Origin of the sequence: Pseudomonas sp. C2B4, from assembly GCF_013359695.1 — a bacterium.
In the GTDB taxonomy this organism is placed as follows: Bacteria; Pseudomonadota; Gammaproteobacteria; order Pseudomonadales; family Pseudomonadaceae; genus Aquipseudomonas.
Map to the genome: position 1 here is coordinate 84,407 of NZ_JABFMU010000018.1, position 18,412 is coordinate 102,818.

Annotated in this window: 19 protein-coding genes; 18 read left to right on the top strand and 1 reads right to left on the bottom strand. The window is 58.7% G+C overall.

Going from position 1 to position 18,412, the window contains the following annotated elements; translation table 11 throughout:
- Nucleotides 1-185 precede the first annotated feature (185 nt).
- From HNQ83_RS14335 to HNQ83_RS14370, 8 genes are all read left to right on the top strand, one after another.
- A complete protein-coding gene (locus HNQ83_RS14335) occupies nt 186-695 on the top strand; it encodes a disulfide bond formation protein B (protein WP_175389565.1) in 510 nt (169 codons plus the stop codon).
- A gap of 828 nt (nt 696-1,523) precedes the next feature.
- Nucleotides 1,524-2,459, top strand: coding sequence for a ubiquinol oxidase subunit II (gene cyoA / locus HNQ83_RS14340; RefSeq protein WP_150769483.1), 936 nt, complete (start codon nt 1,524-1,526; stop codon nt 2,457-2,459).
- A gap of 3 nt (nt 2,460-2,462) precedes the next feature.
- Nucleotides 2,463-4,493, top strand: a complete 2,031-nt coding sequence (gene cyoB, locus HNQ83_RS14345) for a cytochrome o ubiquinol oxidase subunit I (RefSeq protein WP_175389566.1) — start codon at nt 2,463-2,465, stop codon at nt 4,491-4,493.
- Nucleotides 4,494-4,496: 3 nt separating this feature from the next.
- The gene (locus HNQ83_RS14350) at nt 4,497-5,117 is read left to right on the top strand and encodes a cytochrome o ubiquinol oxidase subunit III (protein WP_175389567.1); all 621 of its coding nucleotides are present in this window, start codon (nt 4,497-4,499) and stop codon (nt 5,115-5,117) included.
- Nucleotides 5,118-5,456, top strand: coding sequence for a cytochrome o ubiquinol oxidase subunit IV (gene cyoD / locus HNQ83_RS14355; RefSeq protein ID WP_096513371.1), 339 nt, complete (start codon nt 5,118-5,120; stop codon nt 5,454-5,456).
- Nucleotides 5,457-5,467: 11 nt separating this feature from the next.
- Nucleotides 5,468-6,355, top strand: coding sequence for a heme o synthase (gene cyoE / locus HNQ83_RS14360; protein WP_175389568.1), 888 nt, complete (start codon nt 5,468-5,470; stop codon nt 6,353-6,355).
- A 153-nt stretch (nt 6,356-6,508) separates the two neighbouring features.
- Complete coding sequence (locus tag HNQ83_RS14365) at nt 6,509-6,853, top strand: toxin (protein WP_175389583.1); 345 nt, start codon at nt 6,509-6,511, stop codon at nt 6,851-6,853.
- On the top strand, nt 6,850-7,164 hold the full coding sequence (locus tag HNQ83_RS14370) for a DNA-binding transcriptional regulator (protein ID WP_175389569.1): 315 nt from the start codon (nt 6,850-6,852) through the stop codon (nt 7,162-7,164). Before HNQ83_RS14365 ends, HNQ83_RS14370 begins: the two co-directional genes overlap by 4 nt.
- Before the next feature lie 268 nt (nt 7,165-7,432).
- Here the strand turns inward: HNQ83_RS14370 and HNQ83_RS14375 are convergent, their stop codons facing one another.
- Nucleotides 7,433-8,845, bottom strand: a complete 1,413-nt coding sequence (locus tag HNQ83_RS14375; RefSeq protein ID WP_175389570.1) for a PLP-dependent aminotransferase family protein — start codon at nt 8,843-8,845, stop codon at nt 7,433-7,435.
- Between the two features lie 148 nt (nt 8,846-8,993).
- Here HNQ83_RS14375 and HNQ83_RS14380 point away from each other — a divergent pair, with 148 nt between their 5' ends.
- The 10 genes from HNQ83_RS14380 to HNQ83_RS14425 all read left to right on the top strand — a co-directional run bounded on the left by HNQ83_RS14380 (nt 8,994) and on the right by HNQ83_RS14425 (nt 18,324).
- Nucleotides 8,994-10,094 (top strand): hypothetical protein, encoded by a 1,101-nt coding sequence (locus HNQ83_RS14380; protein ID WP_175389571.1) that lies wholly within the window; start codon nt 8,994-8,996, stop codon nt 10,092-10,094.
- Between the two features lie 42 nt (nt 10,095-10,136).
- Nucleotides 10,137-11,429, top strand: coding sequence for an acetyl-CoA carboxylase biotin carboxylase subunit family protein (locus HNQ83_RS14385; RefSeq protein ID WP_175389572.1), 1,293 nt, complete (start codon nt 10,137-10,139; stop codon nt 11,427-11,429).
- Nucleotides 11,430-11,478: 49 nt separating this feature from the next.
- A complete protein-coding gene (locus tag HNQ83_RS14390) occupies nt 11,479-11,973 on the top strand; it encodes a RidA family protein (RefSeq protein ID WP_175389573.1) in 495 nt (164 codons plus the stop codon).
- Nucleotides 11,974-12,044: 71 nt separating this feature from the next.
- Nucleotides 12,045-12,512: a cupin domain-containing protein gene (locus tag HNQ83_RS14395; protein ID WP_175389574.1), complete on the top strand. Its 468-nt coding sequence runs from the start codon at nt 12,045-12,047 to the stop codon at nt 12,510-12,512.
- A gap of 263 nt (nt 12,513-12,775) precedes the next feature.
- Complete coding sequence (gene yfcF / locus HNQ83_RS14400; protein ID WP_175389575.1) at nt 12,776-13,420, top strand: glutathione transferase; 645 nt, start codon at nt 12,776-12,778, stop codon at nt 13,418-13,420.
- Between the two features lie 30 nt (nt 13,421-13,450).
- Entirely contained in the window at nt 13,451-14,803 is a 1,353-nt protein-coding gene (locus tag HNQ83_RS14405) for a KamA family radical SAM protein (protein WP_175389576.1), read from the top strand.
- Nucleotides 14,804-14,834: 31 nt separating this feature from the next.
- The gene (locus HNQ83_RS14410) at nt 14,835-15,707 is read left to right on the top strand and encodes a branched-chain amino acid aminotransferase (RefSeq protein ID WP_175389577.1); all 873 of its coding nucleotides are present in this window, start codon (nt 14,835-14,837) and stop codon (nt 15,705-15,707) included.
- Nucleotides 15,708-15,728: 21 nt separating this feature from the next.
- Nucleotides 15,729-16,487, top strand: a complete 759-nt coding sequence (locus HNQ83_RS14415; RefSeq protein ID WP_175389578.1) for a TauD/TfdA family dioxygenase — start codon at nt 15,729-15,731, stop codon at nt 16,485-16,487.
- Between the two features lie 63 nt (nt 16,488-16,550).
- The gene (locus HNQ83_RS14420) at nt 16,551-17,510 is read left to right on the top strand and encodes a diiron oxygenase (RefSeq protein WP_175389579.1); all 960 of its coding nucleotides are present in this window, start codon (nt 16,551-16,553) and stop codon (nt 17,508-17,510) included.
- A 13-nt stretch (nt 17,511-17,523) separates the two neighbouring features.
- The gene (locus HNQ83_RS14425; protein ID WP_175389580.1) at nt 17,524-18,324 is read left to right on the top strand and encodes an N-acyl homoserine lactonase family protein; all 801 of its coding nucleotides are present in this window, start codon (nt 17,524-17,526) and stop codon (nt 18,322-18,324) included.
- Nucleotides 18,325-18,412 lie beyond the last annotated feature (88 nt).

The following is an 18,412-nucleotide window of genomic DNA, read 5'->3' on the forward strand; positions in this document are numbered from 1 at the left end:
GTGGGAGCGAGCCTGCTCGCGAATGCCACACCACGGTTTAAATTCCTGAAAACCGCTCGAAAGTTAATCCCTTCTTAACCCGCCTATCGTCTATTCCCCACGACATCCCGCCAACACGGCCAGGCTCTCCAAGAGCAGACTCAGCGTGTAGACTGGCGGGCAATCGAATCTTGAAGGGAAACGCGATGAGCGAGGAAACAATGCGATTGGGGCGTGAGCGGCGCTATCTGGTGTTGCTGGGCATTATCTGCCTGGCACTGATCGGCGGCGCGCTGTACATGCAAATCGTCCTGGGCGAGGCGCCATGCCCGCTGTGTATCCTGCAACGTTATGCCCTGCTGTTGATCGCGATCTTCGCCTTTATCGGCGCGGCCACGCGCAGCCGTCGCAGCCTCACGGTGTTTGAGACCCTGGTGGTGATCTGCGCGCTGGCAGGCGTCGGGGTGGCGGGGCATCACGTCTATACGCAGTTCTATCCCGCCGTCAGTTGCGGCATCGATGTGTTGCAACCGATCGTCGATGGCTTGCCGCTGGCGAAGATCTTCCCGCTGGGCTTCCGGGTCGATGGTTTCTGCTCCACGCCATACCCGCCCATCCTCGGTTTGTCCCTGGCGCAGTGGGCGCTGCTTGCCTTTGTGCTGGTGGTGATACTGGTGCCGCTGCTCACAATACGTAACCGCAAAGCGCTGCGCTGAGATCCTCGGCAAACGCGCACAGGCAGCAAAAAACGCCCCGGTCCTCCAGCAGAGGACCGGGGCGTTTTGCATTTTCAGAGGCCAGGTAAAAAGTCCGTGATGTGCGGCAAAGAAGGGTGCGACAGGTGTGCGACATGTTGTCACATCTTGAGTGTCGCACCTTCTTTCACCGCCGCGGATTGGTACGTGATCGCGCAAGGAAATTGGCCTGATTTTCAGGCGGGCGATTTGACTGATGCCAGGCTGGAGCAGGCAGTTTTAACAGCGCCTGGCGATTTGCCAGAGCCCTTGTCACATGGGGGCTATAGCCAGGTTTGAGGCAGGTTGTCGGCTTGCGATGCTGTCTGAAATACGGATGAAAGACCTACTATTTTTGGTGTTTTTGTTGAGAATAAATCTCGATAAGATGCGCCACTTTTACAGGTTCCGCGAAGCATTGTTGCGGCTTGGGATATAAATTATTTCGGGATGAGACATGGTTTATAAAACGTTACATATCTACAATCGCCCGCACTGAAAATCCCGACGCTGCTCACCCTCGCTGAGGAGCATGAGCAGATGCAGGGTGTCGAGAAGCCAAGGTGGTTTCATGCGACTCCAGGTGTCGGTGCCTCCAACTATCCGCACCAAATGGAATTGGTCTGTAACAAGGCCTTTGACCACGAATTCGAATAAGAACTCAACGCTAGCTCAGGATTTGTCGAAACGCGTCTGACGCTCGACGGGCCAGCCCTTATTCAATCCAAGAAAAATGCCAACCCTTGGCAGGGTGAAGTGTTGGCGATCAAAACCCAACTGCATGGCGCAAGCTGCTTTAGAGGTCGTGAGATGATTAAAAACAGGTACCCCAGACTACTAGGCTTATTGCCGCTGATCGGCACGCTGTTGCTGTCAGGCTGCAACATGACCTTGCTCAATCCCAAGGGCCAGGTCGGCCTGGATGAGCGAAACCTGATCATCACCGCAACGCTGCTGATGCTGTTGGTCGTGATTCCGGTCATCGTGATGACCTTCCTGTTCGCCTGGAAATACCGCGCGTCCAACACCAGCGCTACCTACACGCCGAAGTGGAACCACTCCACCAAGATCGAGATCGCGGTGTGGGCTGTGCCAATCATGATCATCATTGCCCTGGGTTACGTGACCTACAAGTCGACCCACGCCCTGGACCCGTACAAGCCGCTGGAATCCGACGTCAAGCCGGTGACCATCGAAGTGGTCGCGCTGGACTGGAAGTGGCTGTTCATCTATCCGGAACAAGGCATTGCCACGGTCAACAAGATCGTGTTCCCGGCGCACACGCCGATCAACTTCCGCATTACCTCTGACGCGGTGATGAACTCGTTCTTCATCCCGGCGCTGGGTGGCCAGATCTACGCGATGGCGGGCATGCAGACCAAGCTGCACCTGATCGCCAACGAGAACGCTGAAATGGACGGTATCTCCGCCAACTACAGCGGTGCCGGCTTCACCGGTATGAAATTCAAAGCGACCGCAACGACCCAGGAAGAATTCGACGCCTGGGTAAGTGAAGTCAAAAAGGCACCTAAAAAGCTTGAACAGGCTGAATACGCAGCTCTTGCCAAGCAGAGCCAGAACAACCCAGTCGAGCTCTACTCCTCGGTTACACCGAACCTGTTCCAGACCATCGTCGACAAGTACGAAGGCATGAAACCAGGTCCGAAAGTGCACCACGAGAAGAAAGAGAAAGAAGTGGCCGCTACGGACATGAACTCGCATTCAGCTGCCGGGGCAGAGGAGTAAACGATGTTTGGTAAATTAAGTTGGGAAGCGGTCCCGTTCCACGAGCCGATCGTGATGGTGACCATCGCCATGATCGCGCTTGGTGGCGTGGCACTGTTCGCTGCAATCACCTACTTCAAGAAGTGGACGTACCTGTGGACCGAGTGGCTGACGTCGGTCGACCACAAGAAAATCGGCGTGATGTACATCATCGTCGCCATGGTCATGCTGCTGCGCGGTTTTGCCGACGCCATCATGATGCGTACCCAGCTGGCCATGGCCACCGAGGGTTCGCCTGGCTACCTGCCACCTGAACACTATGACCAGATCTTCACCGCTCACGGTGTGATCATGATCATCTTCATGGCGATGCCATTCTTCACCGGCCTGATGAACCTTGCAGTGCCGCTGCAGATCGGTGCGCGTGACGTTGCCTACCCGTTCCTGAACTCCCTGAGCTTCTGGCTGCTGGTTTCCGGCGTGGTGCTGATCAACCTGTCCCTGGGCGTCGGCGAATTCGCCAAGACCGGTTGGGTTGCCTATCCGCCGCTGTCGGGCCTGCAATACAGCCCGGGCGTGGGGATGGATTACTACATCTGGGCGCTACAGCTATCGGGTCTGGGGACAACGCTGACGGGGGTCAACTTCCTGGCCACCGTGCTGAAAATGCGTACCCCTGGCATGAAGCTGATGGACATGCCGATCTTCACCTGGACCTGCACCTGGGCCAACGTCCTGATCGTGGCTTCGTTCCCGATCCTGACCGCTACCCTGGCGCTGCTGACGCTTGACCGTTACATGGATTTCCACATTTTCACCAATGAACTTGGTGGCAATCCGATGATGTACGTCAACCTGTTCTGGGCTTGGGGCCACCCTGAGGTTTACATCCTGATCCTGCCGGCGTTCGGTATCTTCTCCGAAGTCATCTCGACTTTCTCGGGCAAGAAACTGTTCGGCCACCACTCGATGATCTACGCATCGGGCGCGATCTCGATCCTGGGCTTCATGGTTTGGCTGCACCACTTCTTCACCATGGGTTCGGGTGCCAGCGTCAACGCCTTCTTCGGTCTGGCGACAATGCTGATTTCCATCCCGACGGGTGTGAAGCTATTCAACTGGCTGTTCACCATCTACCAGGGCCGTCTGCGCTTCACCAGCCAGGTGATGTGGACCCTGGGCTTCATGGTGACCTTCGCCATCGGCGGCATGACCGGCGTACTGCTGGCCATCCCGGGTGCTGACTTCGTTCTGCACAACAGCCTGTTCGTGATCGCGCACTTCCACAACGTGATCATCGGCGGCGCGGTATTCGGCTACATCGCAGGCTTCGGCTTCTACTTCCCTAAAGCGTTCGGCTTCAAGCTGCACGAAGGTTGGGGCAAGGCAGCGTTCTGGTTCTGGATCACCGGCTTCTTCGTTGCGTTCATGCCGCTCTATGTACTGGGCTTCATGGGCATGACCCGTCGTCTGAACGCCACCACCAACCCTGAGTGGGTACCGTACCTGTACGTTGCCATGTTCGGTGCGGTGATGATCGCCGTGGGTATCGCTTGCCAGCTGATCCAGCTCTACGTGAGTGTGCGTGACCGCAACAAGCCAGAGAACATGTGCGAACACGGCGACCCGTGGAATGCCCATACCCTGGAATGGTCGACTTCGTCGCCACCACCGTTCTACAACTTCGCCGTGTTGCCAAAAGCCGACGTGGTCGATCCGTTCACCGAAGCCAAGGAAAACGGTACGGCGTACAAGGCCCCGGCCAAGTACCAACCGATCCACATGCCAAACAACACCGCCACTGGTGTGGTCATGGGCGCACTGTTGACCGTGTTCGGTTTCGCGATGATCTGGCACATCTGGTGGCTGGCAATCGCTAGCCTGGCCGGCACCGTGATCTACTTCGTGATCCACGCGGCCCGTGATGATCAAGGCTACTACGTGCCGGTCGACGTGATCGAACGCATCGAAGCCGAGCAGCACAAGCGTCTGGTAGCGGCCGGGAAAGTCCCAGCCACCGCCACCCGTGTTGAAACCTCGTTGGAACAGGCTTAAACCATGTCGAACTTAGTGACCAATGTTGGACACGCCCATGACCATGGGCACGATGACCACCACCACGACACGGGCGAGATGACCGTATTCGGTTTCTGGCTCTACCTGATGACCGACTGCATTCTGTTTGCGTCGATCTTCGCAGCGTACGCGGTACTGGTTAACAACGTAGCGGGTGGCCCGTCGGGCCACGACATCTTCGAACTGCCCTACGTGCTGGGCGAAACCGCTCTGCTGCTGTTCAGTTCGATCACCTACGGCTTCGCCATGCTGGCGTTCTTCCGTGGCAACAAGAAGCAGGTCCTGGGCTGGCTGGCCCTGACCTTCCTGTTCGGTGCCGGCTTCATCGGCATGGAAATCAACGAGTTCCACGTGTTGATCTCCGAGGGCTACGGCCCTAGCCGTTCGGGCTTCCTGTCCGCGTTCTTCACCCTGGTGGGTACCCACGGTCTGCACGTGACCAGCGGCCTGATCTGGATGGCGATCATGATGTATCAGGTGCAGAAAAACGGCCTGACGGCGACCAACAAGACCCGTCTGAGCTGCCTGAGCCTGTTCTGGCACTTCCTGGACGTCGTGTGGATCTGCGTATTCACCGTTGTTTATCTGATGGGGACTATGTAAATGGCTAACGCTCATTCCCACAATGGCCACGACGACGGCAGCCACGGCAGCGTCAAGTCCTACGGCATTGGCTTCATCCTGTCGGTCATCCTGACCCTGATTCCGTTCGGTCTGGTGATGTACCCGACGCTGCCGAAGTCGATCACTCTGTTGATCGTCGTGGCTTTCGCCGTGATCCAGGTGCTGGTGCACCTGGTGTACTTCCTGCACCTGGATCGTTCGCAGGCGCAGCGTAACAACGTGATTGCGTTTGTCTTTGCCGCGATCGTGATTGCCCTGCTGGTTGGTCTGTCGATCTGGATCATGTTCAGCATCCACACGTTCATGATGGCGAAGTGAGGTAAATCCGCATGTCCTTCAAGCACTTTATCCAAATCACCAAACCGGGGATCATTTTCGGTAACGTGCTTTCTGTGGCAGGCGGATTTTTCCTGGCCTCCAAAGGGCATGTCGATCTGGCCATCTTTCTGGCCGCCATGATCGGCACGTCCCTGGTGGTTGCCTCCGGTTGCGTGTTCAACAACTGCATCGACCGCGACATCGACCTGAAGATGGAGCGCACCAAGAACCGGGTGCTGGTCCAGGGCCTCATCTCCCTGAAACTGGCCCTGGCCTATGCGACCGTCCTGGGTGTTGCCGGCGTTGCCCTGTTGTACACGGTGGCCAACCCGTTGGCCGCGTTGTTCGCGGTGATCGGTTTCGTCATCTACGTCGGCTTCTACAGCCTGTACCTCAAGCGCAAGTCGGTTCACGGCACGCTGGTGGGCAGCCTGTCGGGCGCCATGCCGCCGGTGATCGGCTACGTCGCGGTGAGCAACACCTTCGACATGGCCGCGCTGACCCTGCTGGTGATGTTCAGCCTGTGGCAGATGCCGCATTCCTACGCCATCGCGATCTTCCGCTTCAACGATTACCTGGCCGCATCGATTCCGGTGCTGCCAGTGAAGCGCGGGATTCAAGTGGCCAAGAAGCACATCCTGATCTACATCCTGGCCTTCCTCGTGGCGACCTTGATGCTGACCTTCAGCGGCTATGCCGGCATGAGCTACCTCGCCGTCGCCGCGGCCATGGGCATGTACTGGCTGTACATGGCCTGGACCGGCTACAAGGCAGTGGATGACACGGTCTGGGCACGCAAGCTGTTCGTGTTCTCGATCTTCACCATTACCGCGTTGAGCGTGATGATGTCCCTGGACTTCAAAGTGCCGACCGAGTTGCTGCTGACGTACGCGCCTTAAGCGTCGGATGCTGTAAAGAAAAACCCCGCCCTTGAGAGAAGGTGCGGGGTTTTTTGTTGGGGGATTTTCTGGTGCGCCGAGTTGCCAGGACAGTTCGTCAGGTAGATGACTCGTTGGTTGCCTGACTATAGGCAAATTGCCTATAGTTTTACGATGAGAACTGTATTCTTTGAGACCTCTTCCTTCACTGCCACCGTTGGCAATTATCTGACGGACGATGAGTATCGTGCACTGCAAACTCATATGCAGCTGAATCCGCAGGCGGGGGATGTCATGCCTCGAACAGGTGGCTTCCGAAAACTGCGCTGGGCGGATGGGCGTCGAGGTAAAGGCAGGCGAGGTGGCTTGCGGGTTATCTATTATTGGCTTATGAATGATGGCCAGTTCTGGATGTTTGCAATTTATGACAAAGATGAGCTTGAGAATTTGACCGCTGACCAAGAGAAGGCGCTCAAGAAAGCCATAGAGACAGAATTGAAAGTACGAGGTACCCCATGAAAAAACGCGACCTGTTTGCAGAATTGATGCAGGGCGTTGATGAGATGGCGGCTCAGCGCGAAGGCAAGATTACATTGCGCAACACGTCCATTGAGGACATCCCGGCTCCTGAGGTGGGGGCGCAAGAGATCGTTGCGCTACGGGAAAAGCTACACATGTCCCAAGCTGTTTTCGCCAAGCGGATTCGAACGAGTCCCAGCACCTTGAGAAATTGGGAGCAGGAAAAATCCAAGCCTAATGCTCAGGCGGCCTTGTTGATCAGGTTGGTGGAAAAATTTCCGGATATGGTTGATCGATTGGCAGCCGTTTAGTCGAGTCATCGAAAGCCCGAGACCCCGCCCTTCGAGAGAAGAGTGGGGTTTTTTGTTGAGGATTTTCTAGTGGATCGAGTTGCTTCATTCGCGAGCAGGCTCGCTCCCACAATGATTCAACGTTGCCGGCAATTTTCGAGCATGACGCTGATCCCCTGTGGGAGCGAGCCTGCTCGCGAAGGCGGTGTGTCTGGCGACATTGATGCTGGATGTGACGGCCTCTTCGCGAGCAGGCTCGCTCCCACAGGGTTTTGTGGTGGTCAGTTATTTACTTGGATTCAAGCAATCGCAGGAACCGATCACGCACCTGAGTGTTGTCGCTGTGGCCGACGTTGAAGCGTAGGAACTGGCTGGCGTTCGGCGCTTTGCTGAGCAGGGTGCCGGGCGCCAGTACCAGGTCGATGTCCAGGCCTTTCCTCGCCAATGTTTCAGCATGAAAGCCTTCGGGCAATTGCGTCCAGATGAACAGCCCTTCGTGGGGCAGCGATGACACCGAGCAACCGGCTTCCATCAACCAACGGCTCACCCGGCTGCTCGACTCATAGAGCCTGTCCACCGTGCGCCGGGTATGTTTGGCGTAGCTGCCGTCGCTGAGCATCGCGCAGATGATCTGTTCCGCCAGCTCCGACGTCATGCCACCGCAGGCCATTTTCAGGGTGACCATCCGTGCCGCCAGGGGTGGCGAAAGCACTGCAAAGCTGACGCGACTGTTAGCCGTCAGGGTCTTGGAGAAACCTGAAATGTAGCTGACATTGTCCAGCCCGCCGGCTGCCAGACGTGGCGTCTGCCGTCGCTGCAAGTCGCCATACAAATCGTCTTCGACGATGTGGAAACCATAGCGGTGGCTCATTTCCAGCAAGCGATAAACCTGTGCCTGCGAGAAGGAATGGCCGGTCGGGTTGTGCAGGGTGTTGTTGGTCATGTAGAGCACGGGGCGATGGGCACTCACCAATTGCTCGAAGGCCTCCATGTCCATGCCGTCGGCACCACGGGCAATGGTGATGACCTTGGCACCATGCAACGCCAGATTGGTGTGCATGGTGAAGTAGCACGGATCGTCGAGCAGTACCGTGTCGCCGGGTTTGACCAGCAGGCGCATCAACAGGTCGATGGCCTGTACGGTGTTGGCGGTGGTGACAATCTGCTCCACGGGCACTTCGATGCCCAGGGCCGACAGCTTGACCCGCAAGGCCTCGCGCAGTGGCAGGTAACCGGCGGCGACGCCGTATTCGCCCATTTGCAGAGAGGTGGCGCGCAGGGTGCCGCGCACGGCCTTGAGCAGTTCTTCGGCCGGCAGCCACGAGGAGGGCAGGAAACCGGCGCCAGGGCGCAGTGCGCCAGTGTCCTGCAGCACCGCACGGCGGACCACGCTGAGCGTGTCTTGGGGTTGCAGGTCCGGGCCGGTATCGGTCTTGAACGTGGTGCTGGATCGGTGCACGTAATGCCCCGATCCCTGGCGTGAAACCACCAGGCCCTTGGCTCGCAAGCGGTCCAGGGCATCCACCACGGTGGACTTGCCCACGTTCATCAACTCGGAGAGTTCGCGGATCGGTGGCAGCCGCGAACCGTGGGGCAGGCCGCCCTGAGTGATCGCCACCGACAACTGATCGACAATCTGCTGGACCAGCGGCATTCCCGGCTGGAACTCGATGGCGGCGATCACTGCGCGCTGAACCTGCATTTTACTGGTCTCTCCGGCAGTAAAGTTCGTTTGATTCTATACGAACTTGCTCTGATGAAATCAAGCGTCCCTCTCTACCATCACCTTACAGACTTTCCTGATTGTCCGCGCTCAATGCCCGGACAATCGCAGGTTCCAGAGGTGCTGCATGAGTGTTCAAACAACGGCTGCCGTTGCCAAACCGGTGATCAACATCCGCCTGTTCACGATCCGGATCATCACCGCCGTGTCGCTGTTCGCGGTATTGGGCAAGGCCAACGTCTGGCTCGACACCGCGACCAACAGCATCCTGGCCCTCGGTTATCGGGCCTTGCTGTTGTTGCTGCCGCTGACCTTGCTGGTACTGGGGCGCCGCTCCCTGGGCGTGACGTTGCTGTGCGCCGCCCTCGGCCTGGTGCTGCTGGCTGTCACCAGCAACCAGGGGGTGGTGATGTTCGCCGCTGCGTTGTTTGCCTACGGCATCGCGATTGCCGGTTACCTGATCAAGAGCGAAGCGGCGCAGACCAAGGAAGGCGCGGCTTACAACCGCGTCGCCATGAACATGGGCAGCCTGCTGGCCGGCCTGATTCTGCTCTCGCCGCTGCTGACCCCAACCATGTTTTTCCTCGGCGCGGCGGCATTCGTCCTGCTGTGCCTGCCGATCGCCGCAGGCGCGACCTTCACCACACAGCCAGTGGTGGCAAGCCCGGTCACCCACGACGGCAGCGGCTGGCGCAACAAACTGCCGTGGGTGATCGCCGGGATCATCATGGGCATCAAGTTGTTCGGGGTGTTCTCGATCCTGCCGCAAGCGATCCTGCTCAAGACCGGTGAACTGCCAGCGTGGTACGGCCTGATGCTGATCCTCAACAGTGCCGTTGTGGTGTTCGCCCAAGTGCCGATGATGAAACTCATCGAACGTACCGGGCGCTTCAAGGTGTTGGCGGTGATCGGGATCATCGCCGGCGGCTTTGCCGTGTTGTCGTCGCCGGCGGCGTTCCATGTCGAAACGCTGGTGGGCGCGCTGATCTGGGTGGCGCTGCTGTCCCTCGCCGAATGCGCCTTCAGCTACCTCGATTACTTCTCGGTCAAGCAGAACAACATGTTCGTCAAGGAAGTGTCCCTGGGCGTCGGTGCCGGGCTGACCGTCCTGCTCATGCGGGTCGTGCCGCCGCCCTACAACGCCCTGGTGCTGGCCGCCATCGGTGCCGGCGGGATCCTGGCCTGGTACTGGCTCAACCGTCAATCCAATGCGTCGTTGCACGACTGAGTCATCTCAGCTTCGGTTTTCACTTTGCAGGTCGGGGGCATCATGAATACGACTTCTTGTGTAGTAGTGGTCGGTTACAACGGCAGTCGTGTTCACGACATCCAGAAATTGCGCGACCTGTGCAAGTCGCTCTACAACGCCCGGCTGATTCTGCTGGTCGAGCAAATTCAACCCCATGACGATCAGGTGGCCGATCACGTTTGCAGCACTTCGTTCAACGAGAAGGATGTGGCGACCTCCCTTGAACTGGTGGTCGGTTGCCTGAACGTCGACCGCTGGAAGCTGATCGGCGTGCTGCCGTTTTCCGATCGCGGCGTTTTGCTGGGTGCGGCTTTGGCCAGTCATTTCGGTTTACCGGGCATCACCCGGGCCGAGGCGCGGGCTGGCCTGGACAAACAGATTTTCCGCCATCTCGAAGCGACAGCTGAAACATCACCAGAGGATTACCGTCGGGTGTATTCCGAGCGGGTCGAGAGTCTGCCGCAATTGCGCAAACGGGTGGTCGAACTGGGCGGCAAGGCCTTCATCAAACCGGCGTGCGAAGGCGCGAGCCGTGGCTGTCGCGTGATCCATCAGCCGTCCGAGTGCGATGAAGCCTGGCAGGCGCTCAAGCCTTACCGCGAGGGTGGCATCGTCCTCGAAGAGTTGATTCAGGATGCTCGGGAATACAGTTGGGATTGTGTGGCCGGGAGCACCTGGGTCACCGAAAAAACCACCACCGAAGGCGCCTATCGTGCCGAGATCCAGCAAGTGGTGCCTGCGCCATTGCCGGCGGATGTGCATAGCCGCCTGATGGCTGCCGGCCGGCACATGGCCGATCTGGTGTCCGGGAGCAACGGCGCGTGGCACAACGAAGTTTTCCACAGGGCCGACCAACTGACATCGGCCGTGGAAACCAACATGCGTCCCGGCGGCATGCACATCTGGGACCTGGCCAAGCGCGCCTTCGTCGATTTCAACCCGTGGGAGCGCTGGGTGCGCTGGGCCGTGGAAGGCCAGATCGAGCATCACGAACCGGTGCCACGCGGCTATTGCGGCATTCGCCTGCTCCGGGCGCGGACGGGGGGAATCCTGCGCTCGACCCCTGACATCGAAGCAGTGGCCCAGGCGCTGAACATCGAGGTGGTGGAAGCCACCTTTGGCAAGCGCGTCGGTGATTCGGTCAGCGCCCTGGTGAAAGACAACTTTTCGTTTATCGGCCACATCGTGTTGTTCAACGAGCACTACGGGCAGCTCAGCAATGACTTGTTGCGTCTGGCCGAGGCCGTCGAGTCAAGGGTCGGGATCAGCAGTCTGGCCCCGCCCGTGAGGGTTACAGGCCAGGTCATGGGTTGAGCAGTAGCGATCGATGGATTTTGCAGTATTGATCAAGAGGATTCGGACAATGATTGAACACATGACCTGCGATGAACGTTTCATCGCCCTGGCCAAGGAATTCGGCTATGACATCTATGGCGAGAACACCGCCGGCGGGCATTACGCGCCGCTGATTCGCCACCACGACGAGCTCTACATCAGCGGCCTGGTGCCACGCATGGACGGCAAAATCCACTACCCCGGACGGGTCGGGTTGGACCTCAGCCTGGCGGATGCGCAAGCGGCCGCCAGCATCAGTGCGATGCGCGGGTTGGCATTGATCGTCGATGCCATCGGTTCACTGGATAAAATCAAATCGCTGATTCGGGTCACGGTGTATGTGAAATCCACGGCGGACTTTGTTGACCTCAGTGAAGTGGCCAACGGTGCTTCGGATGTGTTCAGCCACGTATTGGGCGACGCCGGTAAACATACGCGAACTACGGTAGGCGTCTATCAGTTGCCGAAAAATGCCGCCGTGGAAGTTGATATGATTGCGGCATTGCGACCCTCGGTACTGTAAGTGGCTTTACAGGGGGTAATTGTTTATCTAGTGTCTGCTTACTTAAATTGCCAGTAAGTCGGGATTCGCGGATGAATAATACTAAAGGTGAGTTTTTCTCCTATAAGGATTTTCGTCAGAGTTTGCAGCGCCCATCCGCCAGTGCGCGAGTGTGGAAGGAAGAAGAACTCAGCGACATGCGCCAGAGTCTTGCGAGCAGCGATGTCGATATAGTTGCCCTCGCCCATGAAAACAGCCTCGAAGGTTGCAGGTTGACGCCAGGGATGGCGGTCTCCATGCAATGGTTGATACCTGGCTCGGTGCTCAATGGTCATGCCCATTCCTGGTGGCACCTGTTCATCATTCAGTCTGGCAAAGGCACCTTGACCCTGGGCGATGCCGATGCAGTGAACGTCGGCCCTGGCGACGTATTGCTGGTGCCGGCCTGGACCGAGCACGGGTTCGTCAACACCAGCGCCACCGAGCCGCTGGCCATGCTGAACATGAGCAACATGCCGCAAATGGCAATGCTCTCCAACCTGGCGACCGCCACGGTCTGACCCTCCCCAAATTCCCCCACCCCTGTAGGAGCGAGCCCTGCTCGCGATGGTCGTTAACGATAACGCCGGGAGCCTGATACCCCGCGGCATTCTCTGGTCCATCGCGAGCGAGCTCGCTCCTACAGGGGGGAAGGTTTTTCTGCGTCATCAACTTTCTGTATCCGTATAAACAGATAATTTCTGTATCTGTTCAGCGTTTAAACACCTAACTACGATCGTTTCCAATGCAACGGATTAGTGTGATTAATGCAAGGGAGCGTTCTATGGAAAGTACGAAACTGCAATTGTATGTTGGCGCTGATTTCGTCAGTGCTTTTGCCATGTCGGCATTTGTGGCGTTGAAAGAAAAGCAACTTTCATTCAAGTTGTATGCGGTGGATTTGAAGGCAAGGGAAAACTATCAAGCACCCTATCGTGATCTTTCCCTGACCAATAAAATTCCAACCTTGGTTCATGAAGGATTTGCGCTGTCGGAGTCCTCCGCCATCGCCGAATACCTGGAAGAACTCTCGCCAGGGCATAAAAAACTGTTCCCTCAAGACATCAAGCAACGGGCCCGTGCCCGTCAACTGCAGGCCTGGTTGCGCAGCGATCTGCTGATGGTGCGCAAGGAGCGCCCGTTTGACCTGGTGTACTTCGGCAAGAAAGACAACCCGCTGTCCGACGAAGCCCAGGCGGCAGTCGACCGCTTGTTCTTCGTGGCAGACCGCTTGCTGGAAGAGGGCGCCGAGCATCTGTTCGGTGACTGGAGCATCGCCGACACCGACCTGGCAATCATGCTCAACCGACTGGTCGCCAATGGCGATCCGGTGCCTGCGCGACTCGCGGCCTATGTGCGCCGTCAGTGGGATCGCGACAGCGTCCGGGCATGGATGGACATAGAGCGCGTAGCGCCAGCCATCCAGTGACAACTGCCAGCCATCATCGGGAGCGCTGCCATGCAGGGAATGTCGGAGCAGGAAAGATACAAACCCTATAACTCACGCACCATTCGCGACACGCCGTACTGGCACAGGCTGACGCCGGCCTTGCAGGAGGCCATGACCGTCGTGGCCCGGGTCATGCCGTTTCGCACCAACGAATATGTACTGGGGACGCTGATCGACTGGAACAACATCCCGGACGATCCGATTTTCCGCATGACCTTTCCCCACAAGGACATGCTGCTGCCGGATGAATATGCCTCGCTCAAGCAACTGATCGAACAGGATGACGCCGCGGCCATCAAGCGCCGGATCGAAGCGATCTGGCTGCGCATGAACCCGCATCCGGCGGGGCAACTGACACACAACAACGCGACCCTCGGCGGAAAAGTCCTGCCGGGCATTCAGCACAAGTACCGCGAGACCGTGCTGTTTTTCCCCGGTGCCGGCCAGACCTGTCATGCGTACTGCACCTTCTGTTTCCGTTGGGCGCAGTTCATCGGTGAAGAAGAACTCAAGTTCAATGCGCGGGAATCCCAAGAGCTGGTGAGTTATCTGCGGGTGCACACGGAAGTGTCCGATGTGCTGATCACCGGGGGCGATCCGTTGATCATGAACAGCCGTTCGCTGGCCGGCTACATCGAACCGCTGCTGGAACTGCCCCACCTGAAAAGCATCCGCATCGGCACCAAATCCGTGGCGTACTGGCCACAGCGGTTTGTCAGCGACAAGGACGCGCCGGAGTTGCTCGAGCTGTTTCGGCGGATCGTCGCGGCGGGGAAAAACCTGTCGATCATGGGGCATTACAACCACCCGGTGGAGATCCGCCAGGACATCGCCCGGCAAGCCGTTGAGCGCATTCGCTCGACCGGCGCGACCTTGCGCATGCAGGCACCGGTGATCCGCCACATCAACGAAAACCCCGCCGATTGGGCCGATCTGTGGACCGAAGGCGTAAGGCTGGGGGCGGTGCCGTATTACATGTTCGTGGAGCGCGATACCGGCCCCAGCCATTACTTCGCGATGCCATTGGCGCGGGCGTTCGAGATCTTCCAGGCGGCCTACCGCACGGTGTCCGGGCTGGCGCGCACGGTACGCGGCCCGTCCATGAGCACCTTCTACGGCAAGGTGTTGATCAATGGCATCGAGACCGTCGCCGGGGAAAAAGTCTTCGTGCTGCAGTTTCTCCAGGCCCGGGATCCGCAATGGGTATTGCGCACCTTCTATGCCCGTTTCGACCCGCAGGCGACCTGGTTCGACGAACTGCGCCCGGCCTTTGGCGAGCGAGCATTTTTCTTTCAGAACGAGCCTGAGTTGTTGCTGACGCCAGCGCCGGAATTGATACCGGTGCTGCTGCAAACGGCGTAGGTCGATTCTTGAATATTGGGGAGACAAGGACATGAGCGGCATTCCATTTGATCAACGCGAAGGCGTGATCTGGCTCGACGGCGAGTTCGTCGAATGGTCCCAGGCACGCCTGCATGTGCTGACCCACGGCTTGCATTACGCGAGCACGGTGTATGAAGGGGAGCGCGTGTACAACGGCAAGGTTTTCAAGCTGCGCGAGCACACTGAGCGGTTGTATCGCTCGGCGCAGCTGATGGACTTTGCCATCCCGTTCGAGCCCGCCGAACTGGAGGCGGCCAGCCATGAACTGTTGGCCCGCAACCAGGTGGTCGAGGGCTATCTGCGACCGGTGGCCTGGCGCGGCAGCGAGATGATTTCCACCTCGGCACGTTTCAACAAGGTGCATGTGGCGATCGCCTGCTGGCAATGGCCGAGCTATTTCGACCCGGCCGCGCGCATGGCCGGCATTCGCTTGAAAACCGCGACGTGGCGCCGCCCGCCACCGAGCAGCAGCCCCTTCGAAGCCAAGGCGTCGGGGCATTACCAGATCGCCACGCTGAGCAAGCACGACGCGGAAAACAACGGCTACCACGACGCCTTGATGCTCGACTGGCGCGGTCACGTCGCCGAAGCCACCAGCGCCAACGTGTTCTTCGTCAAAGGTCGGACTTTGTACACGCCGACGCCGGATTGTTTCCTCGACGGCATTACCCGCCAGACCGTCATCGAACTGGCGAAAGCCCTGGATTACCAGGTGATCGAAACCACGATTTTGCCTACGCAGCTGGGCGACTTCGACGAGTGTTTTCTGACGGGTACCGCCGCCGAAATTACGCCCGTGCAGAGCATCGATGAACAGCACTACCGACCGGGCATCGCTTGCCGCGAACTGATTGCCGCTTACACCTCAACCGTAAACGCCTGATAAATAGCCAGGAACCTCACCATGTCAGATCAAGGGATTGTTGCGTCCAAACCTTACGTTTCGCTGGGCCATCGCCATGAGGAGTTGTCGAGCCGTGGCTGGACAGTGCTGACGCCGGGGGAATTTGCCCATGACGTCGTCGGCACACTGCATGAGTTCGGCCCGGTCATTCCGCAATTCAACGGGCAGACCGCGTTCGCCATCACCCGCAAGCCGGGTTATGAAGACCTGCCGTACTCCCAGAGCATGAACGGCATCGGTCCGCACACCGAGGCACCGGTGTATGGCCCGCCGCCGCGTTATCTGGCGCTGCATTGCCATCGACAAGCCACGTGCGGTGGCGGCCACACCGGGTTGGTGGATGGTTACGCGTTCCTGAAATCGCTGGAACACACCGAGCCGGAACTGCGCGAATGGCTCGACGATACGCCGGTGGAGTTCGTCGCCACCGCCAAGCCCGGCGAGCCCGCGCAAACCCGGGTCAAGGAATACATCCTGACACCTACAGAGGACGGCGATATTTTCCGCTTCAGCTACAACCAGTTTCACTACGGCGATGTGAATCCGTCGAAAGAAGCCTTGCAGCAATCACAGGTCAACAACAACGACTCGCCGTTGGCCAGGTTTGCCGTGCTCGGTGAGGCGTACTTCGTCGAGCACAACATTCCGGTGCTGATTCCCGAGGGTTGCATGCTGATTTGGGACAACTGGCGCATGATCCATGCCCGCAGCCGATACACTGACCCGGCGCGCCACCTGACCCGCTATTGGCTGGCCTGATTTTTCCGTCTCCATTCCATTGGCGTACCCGGCAGCGGGTACGCGTCCTACAGGTATCGCGTCATGCAAACAGCAATCGAGATCGCCCAGGTCGATCATCAACTGATCGTGCGGCTCAATCAGGCCTGGACCCGTCGCGCCACGGTCTGCTCGCCGGACAAGACAGCGGTCGATGAAGCATTCGACCCGTCGCGCCCGGACTACCCGGAGCGCATGGTGCCGTTTTACCACCACCCGAAATTCCAGGCCTTGAGCGAGGAGCTCAAGAGCAGCGTCGTGACCTGGGGCTGGATCGGCTACAACCTGCGCACCGTGACCGCCGAAGAACACGTGGTGAATCCGGCGCTCAGCGTCATCGCCAATCAGTACCTGGGCAAGGACGACTGGCATTTCCGCGAGGCCATGCAACAGACCCTGATCGACGAGCACTACCACACGCTCATGCACCTGCGGGCCATCGAGCGGACCAAACTGGAACGTGCCCTCGATCAGGATCTGGACTTGCCGCCGTCGGTCACCTACCTGCGACTGCTGGCGTTGCGGGAAACGCTGACCGAGCAGTGGCAGAAAGACCTGGCGGCGATCACCTTTGCGGTGGTGGCCGAGATCAGCGTCAACGCTTACCTGGATCTGTTGGCGGATGACCAGAGCATCCAACCGCAGAACCGCCGCGTCGCCGAGCTGCATAACCGTGACGAATACGCGCACAGCAAAGTGTTGGTCGAAGTGGCCAAGGTGATGTACGCCAACATGCAGCCGGCGCAGCGGGAATTTTTCGCACGCAACTTGTCGGTGGCGCTGAGTGCCTTTATCGCTCAGGACTACTCGATGTGGGAGGCGATCCTGACGCAGCTTGGGGTGGCGGACGCCGCACTGATCATTGCCGACACCCGCGAGAGCAACAAGAACGCGACGATCATGCGCGACTACAGCGGCCTGCATAAATTGGCGCAGGATCTGGGGATCAGCGATCAGATCGATTTCGATTTTCGTCCGACCTTGAAAGCCACTGCTGCGGCGTGAATCGGAGGTGTCCATGTCTGTTCCCGTGTACGAAGTGTTCGCCATCCGTGTCGGCGCCAACGCCCAGCGCACCGCCCGGGAGAATTTTCTCTACGACGCCTGCTGCGGCGATCCGAATGCGCCGATGCCGCTGGATTACTACTTCTGGGTGATCCGTAACGAGCAATCGGTGATCGTGGTCGACACCTGCTTTCAACCGGCCACGGCGGATCGGCGCAACCGTCAGATGTATCGCCTGCCGGAAGAATCCCTGCGCCAACTGGACATCGATCCGGCGCAGGTCGAGCAACTGATCCTGACCCATTTGCACTGGGATCATGCCGGCAATCTCGGGCTGTTTCCCAAGGCGACGGTGCATCTGCAAGAAGCGGAGTTGCGCTTTTGCACCGGACCGAAAATGGCTCATCGCGCGGTGAATAAAACCTACGAAGTCGAGGACGTGATGTCGGCGCTGCCGCCGCTGTTCGAAGGGCGCATGCGTTTGCACCGTGGTACGGCTGAAGTGATGCCCGGGGTCACGCTGCACGCGGTGGGCGGGCATACGCCCGGTAGCCAGGTGGTGCGGGTCAATACCGAACGGGGCTGGATCGTGCTGGCGTCCGACGCGGCGCACCTGTGGCTCAACATCCGTGAGCGCAGTCCGTTCCCGATCCTCGACGACATGGCGCAAACCCTTGAAGCCTTCAGCGAAATCGACCGCCTGGCCGACAGCGAAGACCACGTCATCCCCGGCCACGACCCGCTGATCGCCGAGCGTTTTCCGCATTGGAATGATGATCCGCATATCATCTGCCTGCACCAGAACCCAACCTGACCACTTCCCCCTGTGGGAGCGAGCCTGCTCGCAAAGACGGCAGCACATTCAACATTGATGTGTCTGATACACCGCCTTCGCGAGCAGG

Bases quoted from the DNA above. Each gene is read 5' to 3' on its own strand.
- cyoA (WP_150769483.1), top strand. From the start codon at position 1,524: ATGATTAAAAACAGGTACCCCAGACTACTAGGCTTATTGCCGCTGATC.
- HNQ83_RS14415 (WP_175389578.1), top strand. From the start codon at position 15,729: ATGTCAGATCAAGGGATTGTTGCGTCCAAACCTTACGTTTCGCTGGGC.
- HNQ83_RS14410 (WP_175389577.1), top strand. From the start codon at position 14,835: ATGAGCGGCATTCCATTTGATCAACGCGAAGGCGTGATCTGGCTCGAC.
- HNQ83_RS14395 (WP_175389574.1), top strand. From the start codon at position 12,045: ATGAATAATACTAAAGGTGAGTTTTTCTCCTATAAGGATTTTCGTCAG.
- HNQ83_RS14385 (WP_175389572.1), top strand. From the start codon at position 10,137: ATGAATACGACTTCTTGTGTAGTAGTGGTCGGTTACAACGGCAGTCGT.
- cyoB (WP_175389566.1), top strand. From the start codon at position 2,463: ATGTTTGGTAAATTAAGTTGGGAAGCGGTCCCGTTCCACGAGCCGATC.
- HNQ83_RS14350 (WP_175389567.1), top strand. From the start codon at position 4,497: ATGTCGAACTTAGTGACCAATGTTGGACACGCCCATGACCATGGGCAC.
- HNQ83_RS14405 (WP_175389576.1), top strand. From the start codon at position 13,451: ATGCAGGGAATGTCGGAGCAGGAAAGATACAAACCCTATAACTCACGC.
- yfcF (WP_175389575.1), top strand. From the start codon at position 12,776: ATGGAAAGTACGAAACTGCAATTGTATGTTGGCGCTGATTTCGTCAGT.
- HNQ83_RS14425 (WP_175389580.1), top strand. From the start codon at position 17,524: ATGTCTGTTCCCGTGTACGAAGTGTTCGCCATCCGTGTCGGCGCCAAC.
- HNQ83_RS14370 (WP_175389569.1), top strand. From the start codon at position 6,850: ATGAAAAAACGCGACCTGTTTGCAGAATTGATGCAGGGCGTTGATGAG.
- HNQ83_RS14375 (WP_175389570.1), bottom strand. From the start codon at position 8,845: ATGCAGGTTCAGCGCGCAGTGATCGCCGCCATCGAGTTCCAGCCGGGA.
- cyoD (WP_096513371.1), top strand. From the start codon at position 5,118: ATGGCTAACGCTCATTCCCACAATGGCCACGACGACGGCAGCCACGGC.
- cyoE (WP_175389568.1), top strand. From the start codon at position 5,468: ATGTCCTTCAAGCACTTTATCCAAATCACCAAACCGGGGATCATTTTC.
- HNQ83_RS14380 (WP_175389571.1), top strand. From the start codon at position 8,994: ATGAGTGTTCAAACAACGGCTGCCGTTGCCAAACCGGTGATCAACATC.
- HNQ83_RS14420 (WP_175389579.1), top strand. From the start codon at position 16,551: ATGCAAACAGCAATCGAGATCGCCCAGGTCGATCATCAACTGATCGTG.
- HNQ83_RS14335 (WP_175389565.1), top strand. From the start codon at position 186: ATGAGCGAGGAAACAATGCGATTGGGGCGTGAGCGGCGCTATCTGGTG.
- HNQ83_RS14390 (WP_175389573.1), top strand. From the start codon at position 11,479: ATGATTGAACACATGACCTGCGATGAACGTTTCATCGCCCTGGCCAAG.
- HNQ83_RS14365 (WP_175389583.1), top strand. From the start codon at position 6,509: ATGAGAACTGTATTCTTTGAGACCTCTTCCTTCACTGCCACCGTTGGC.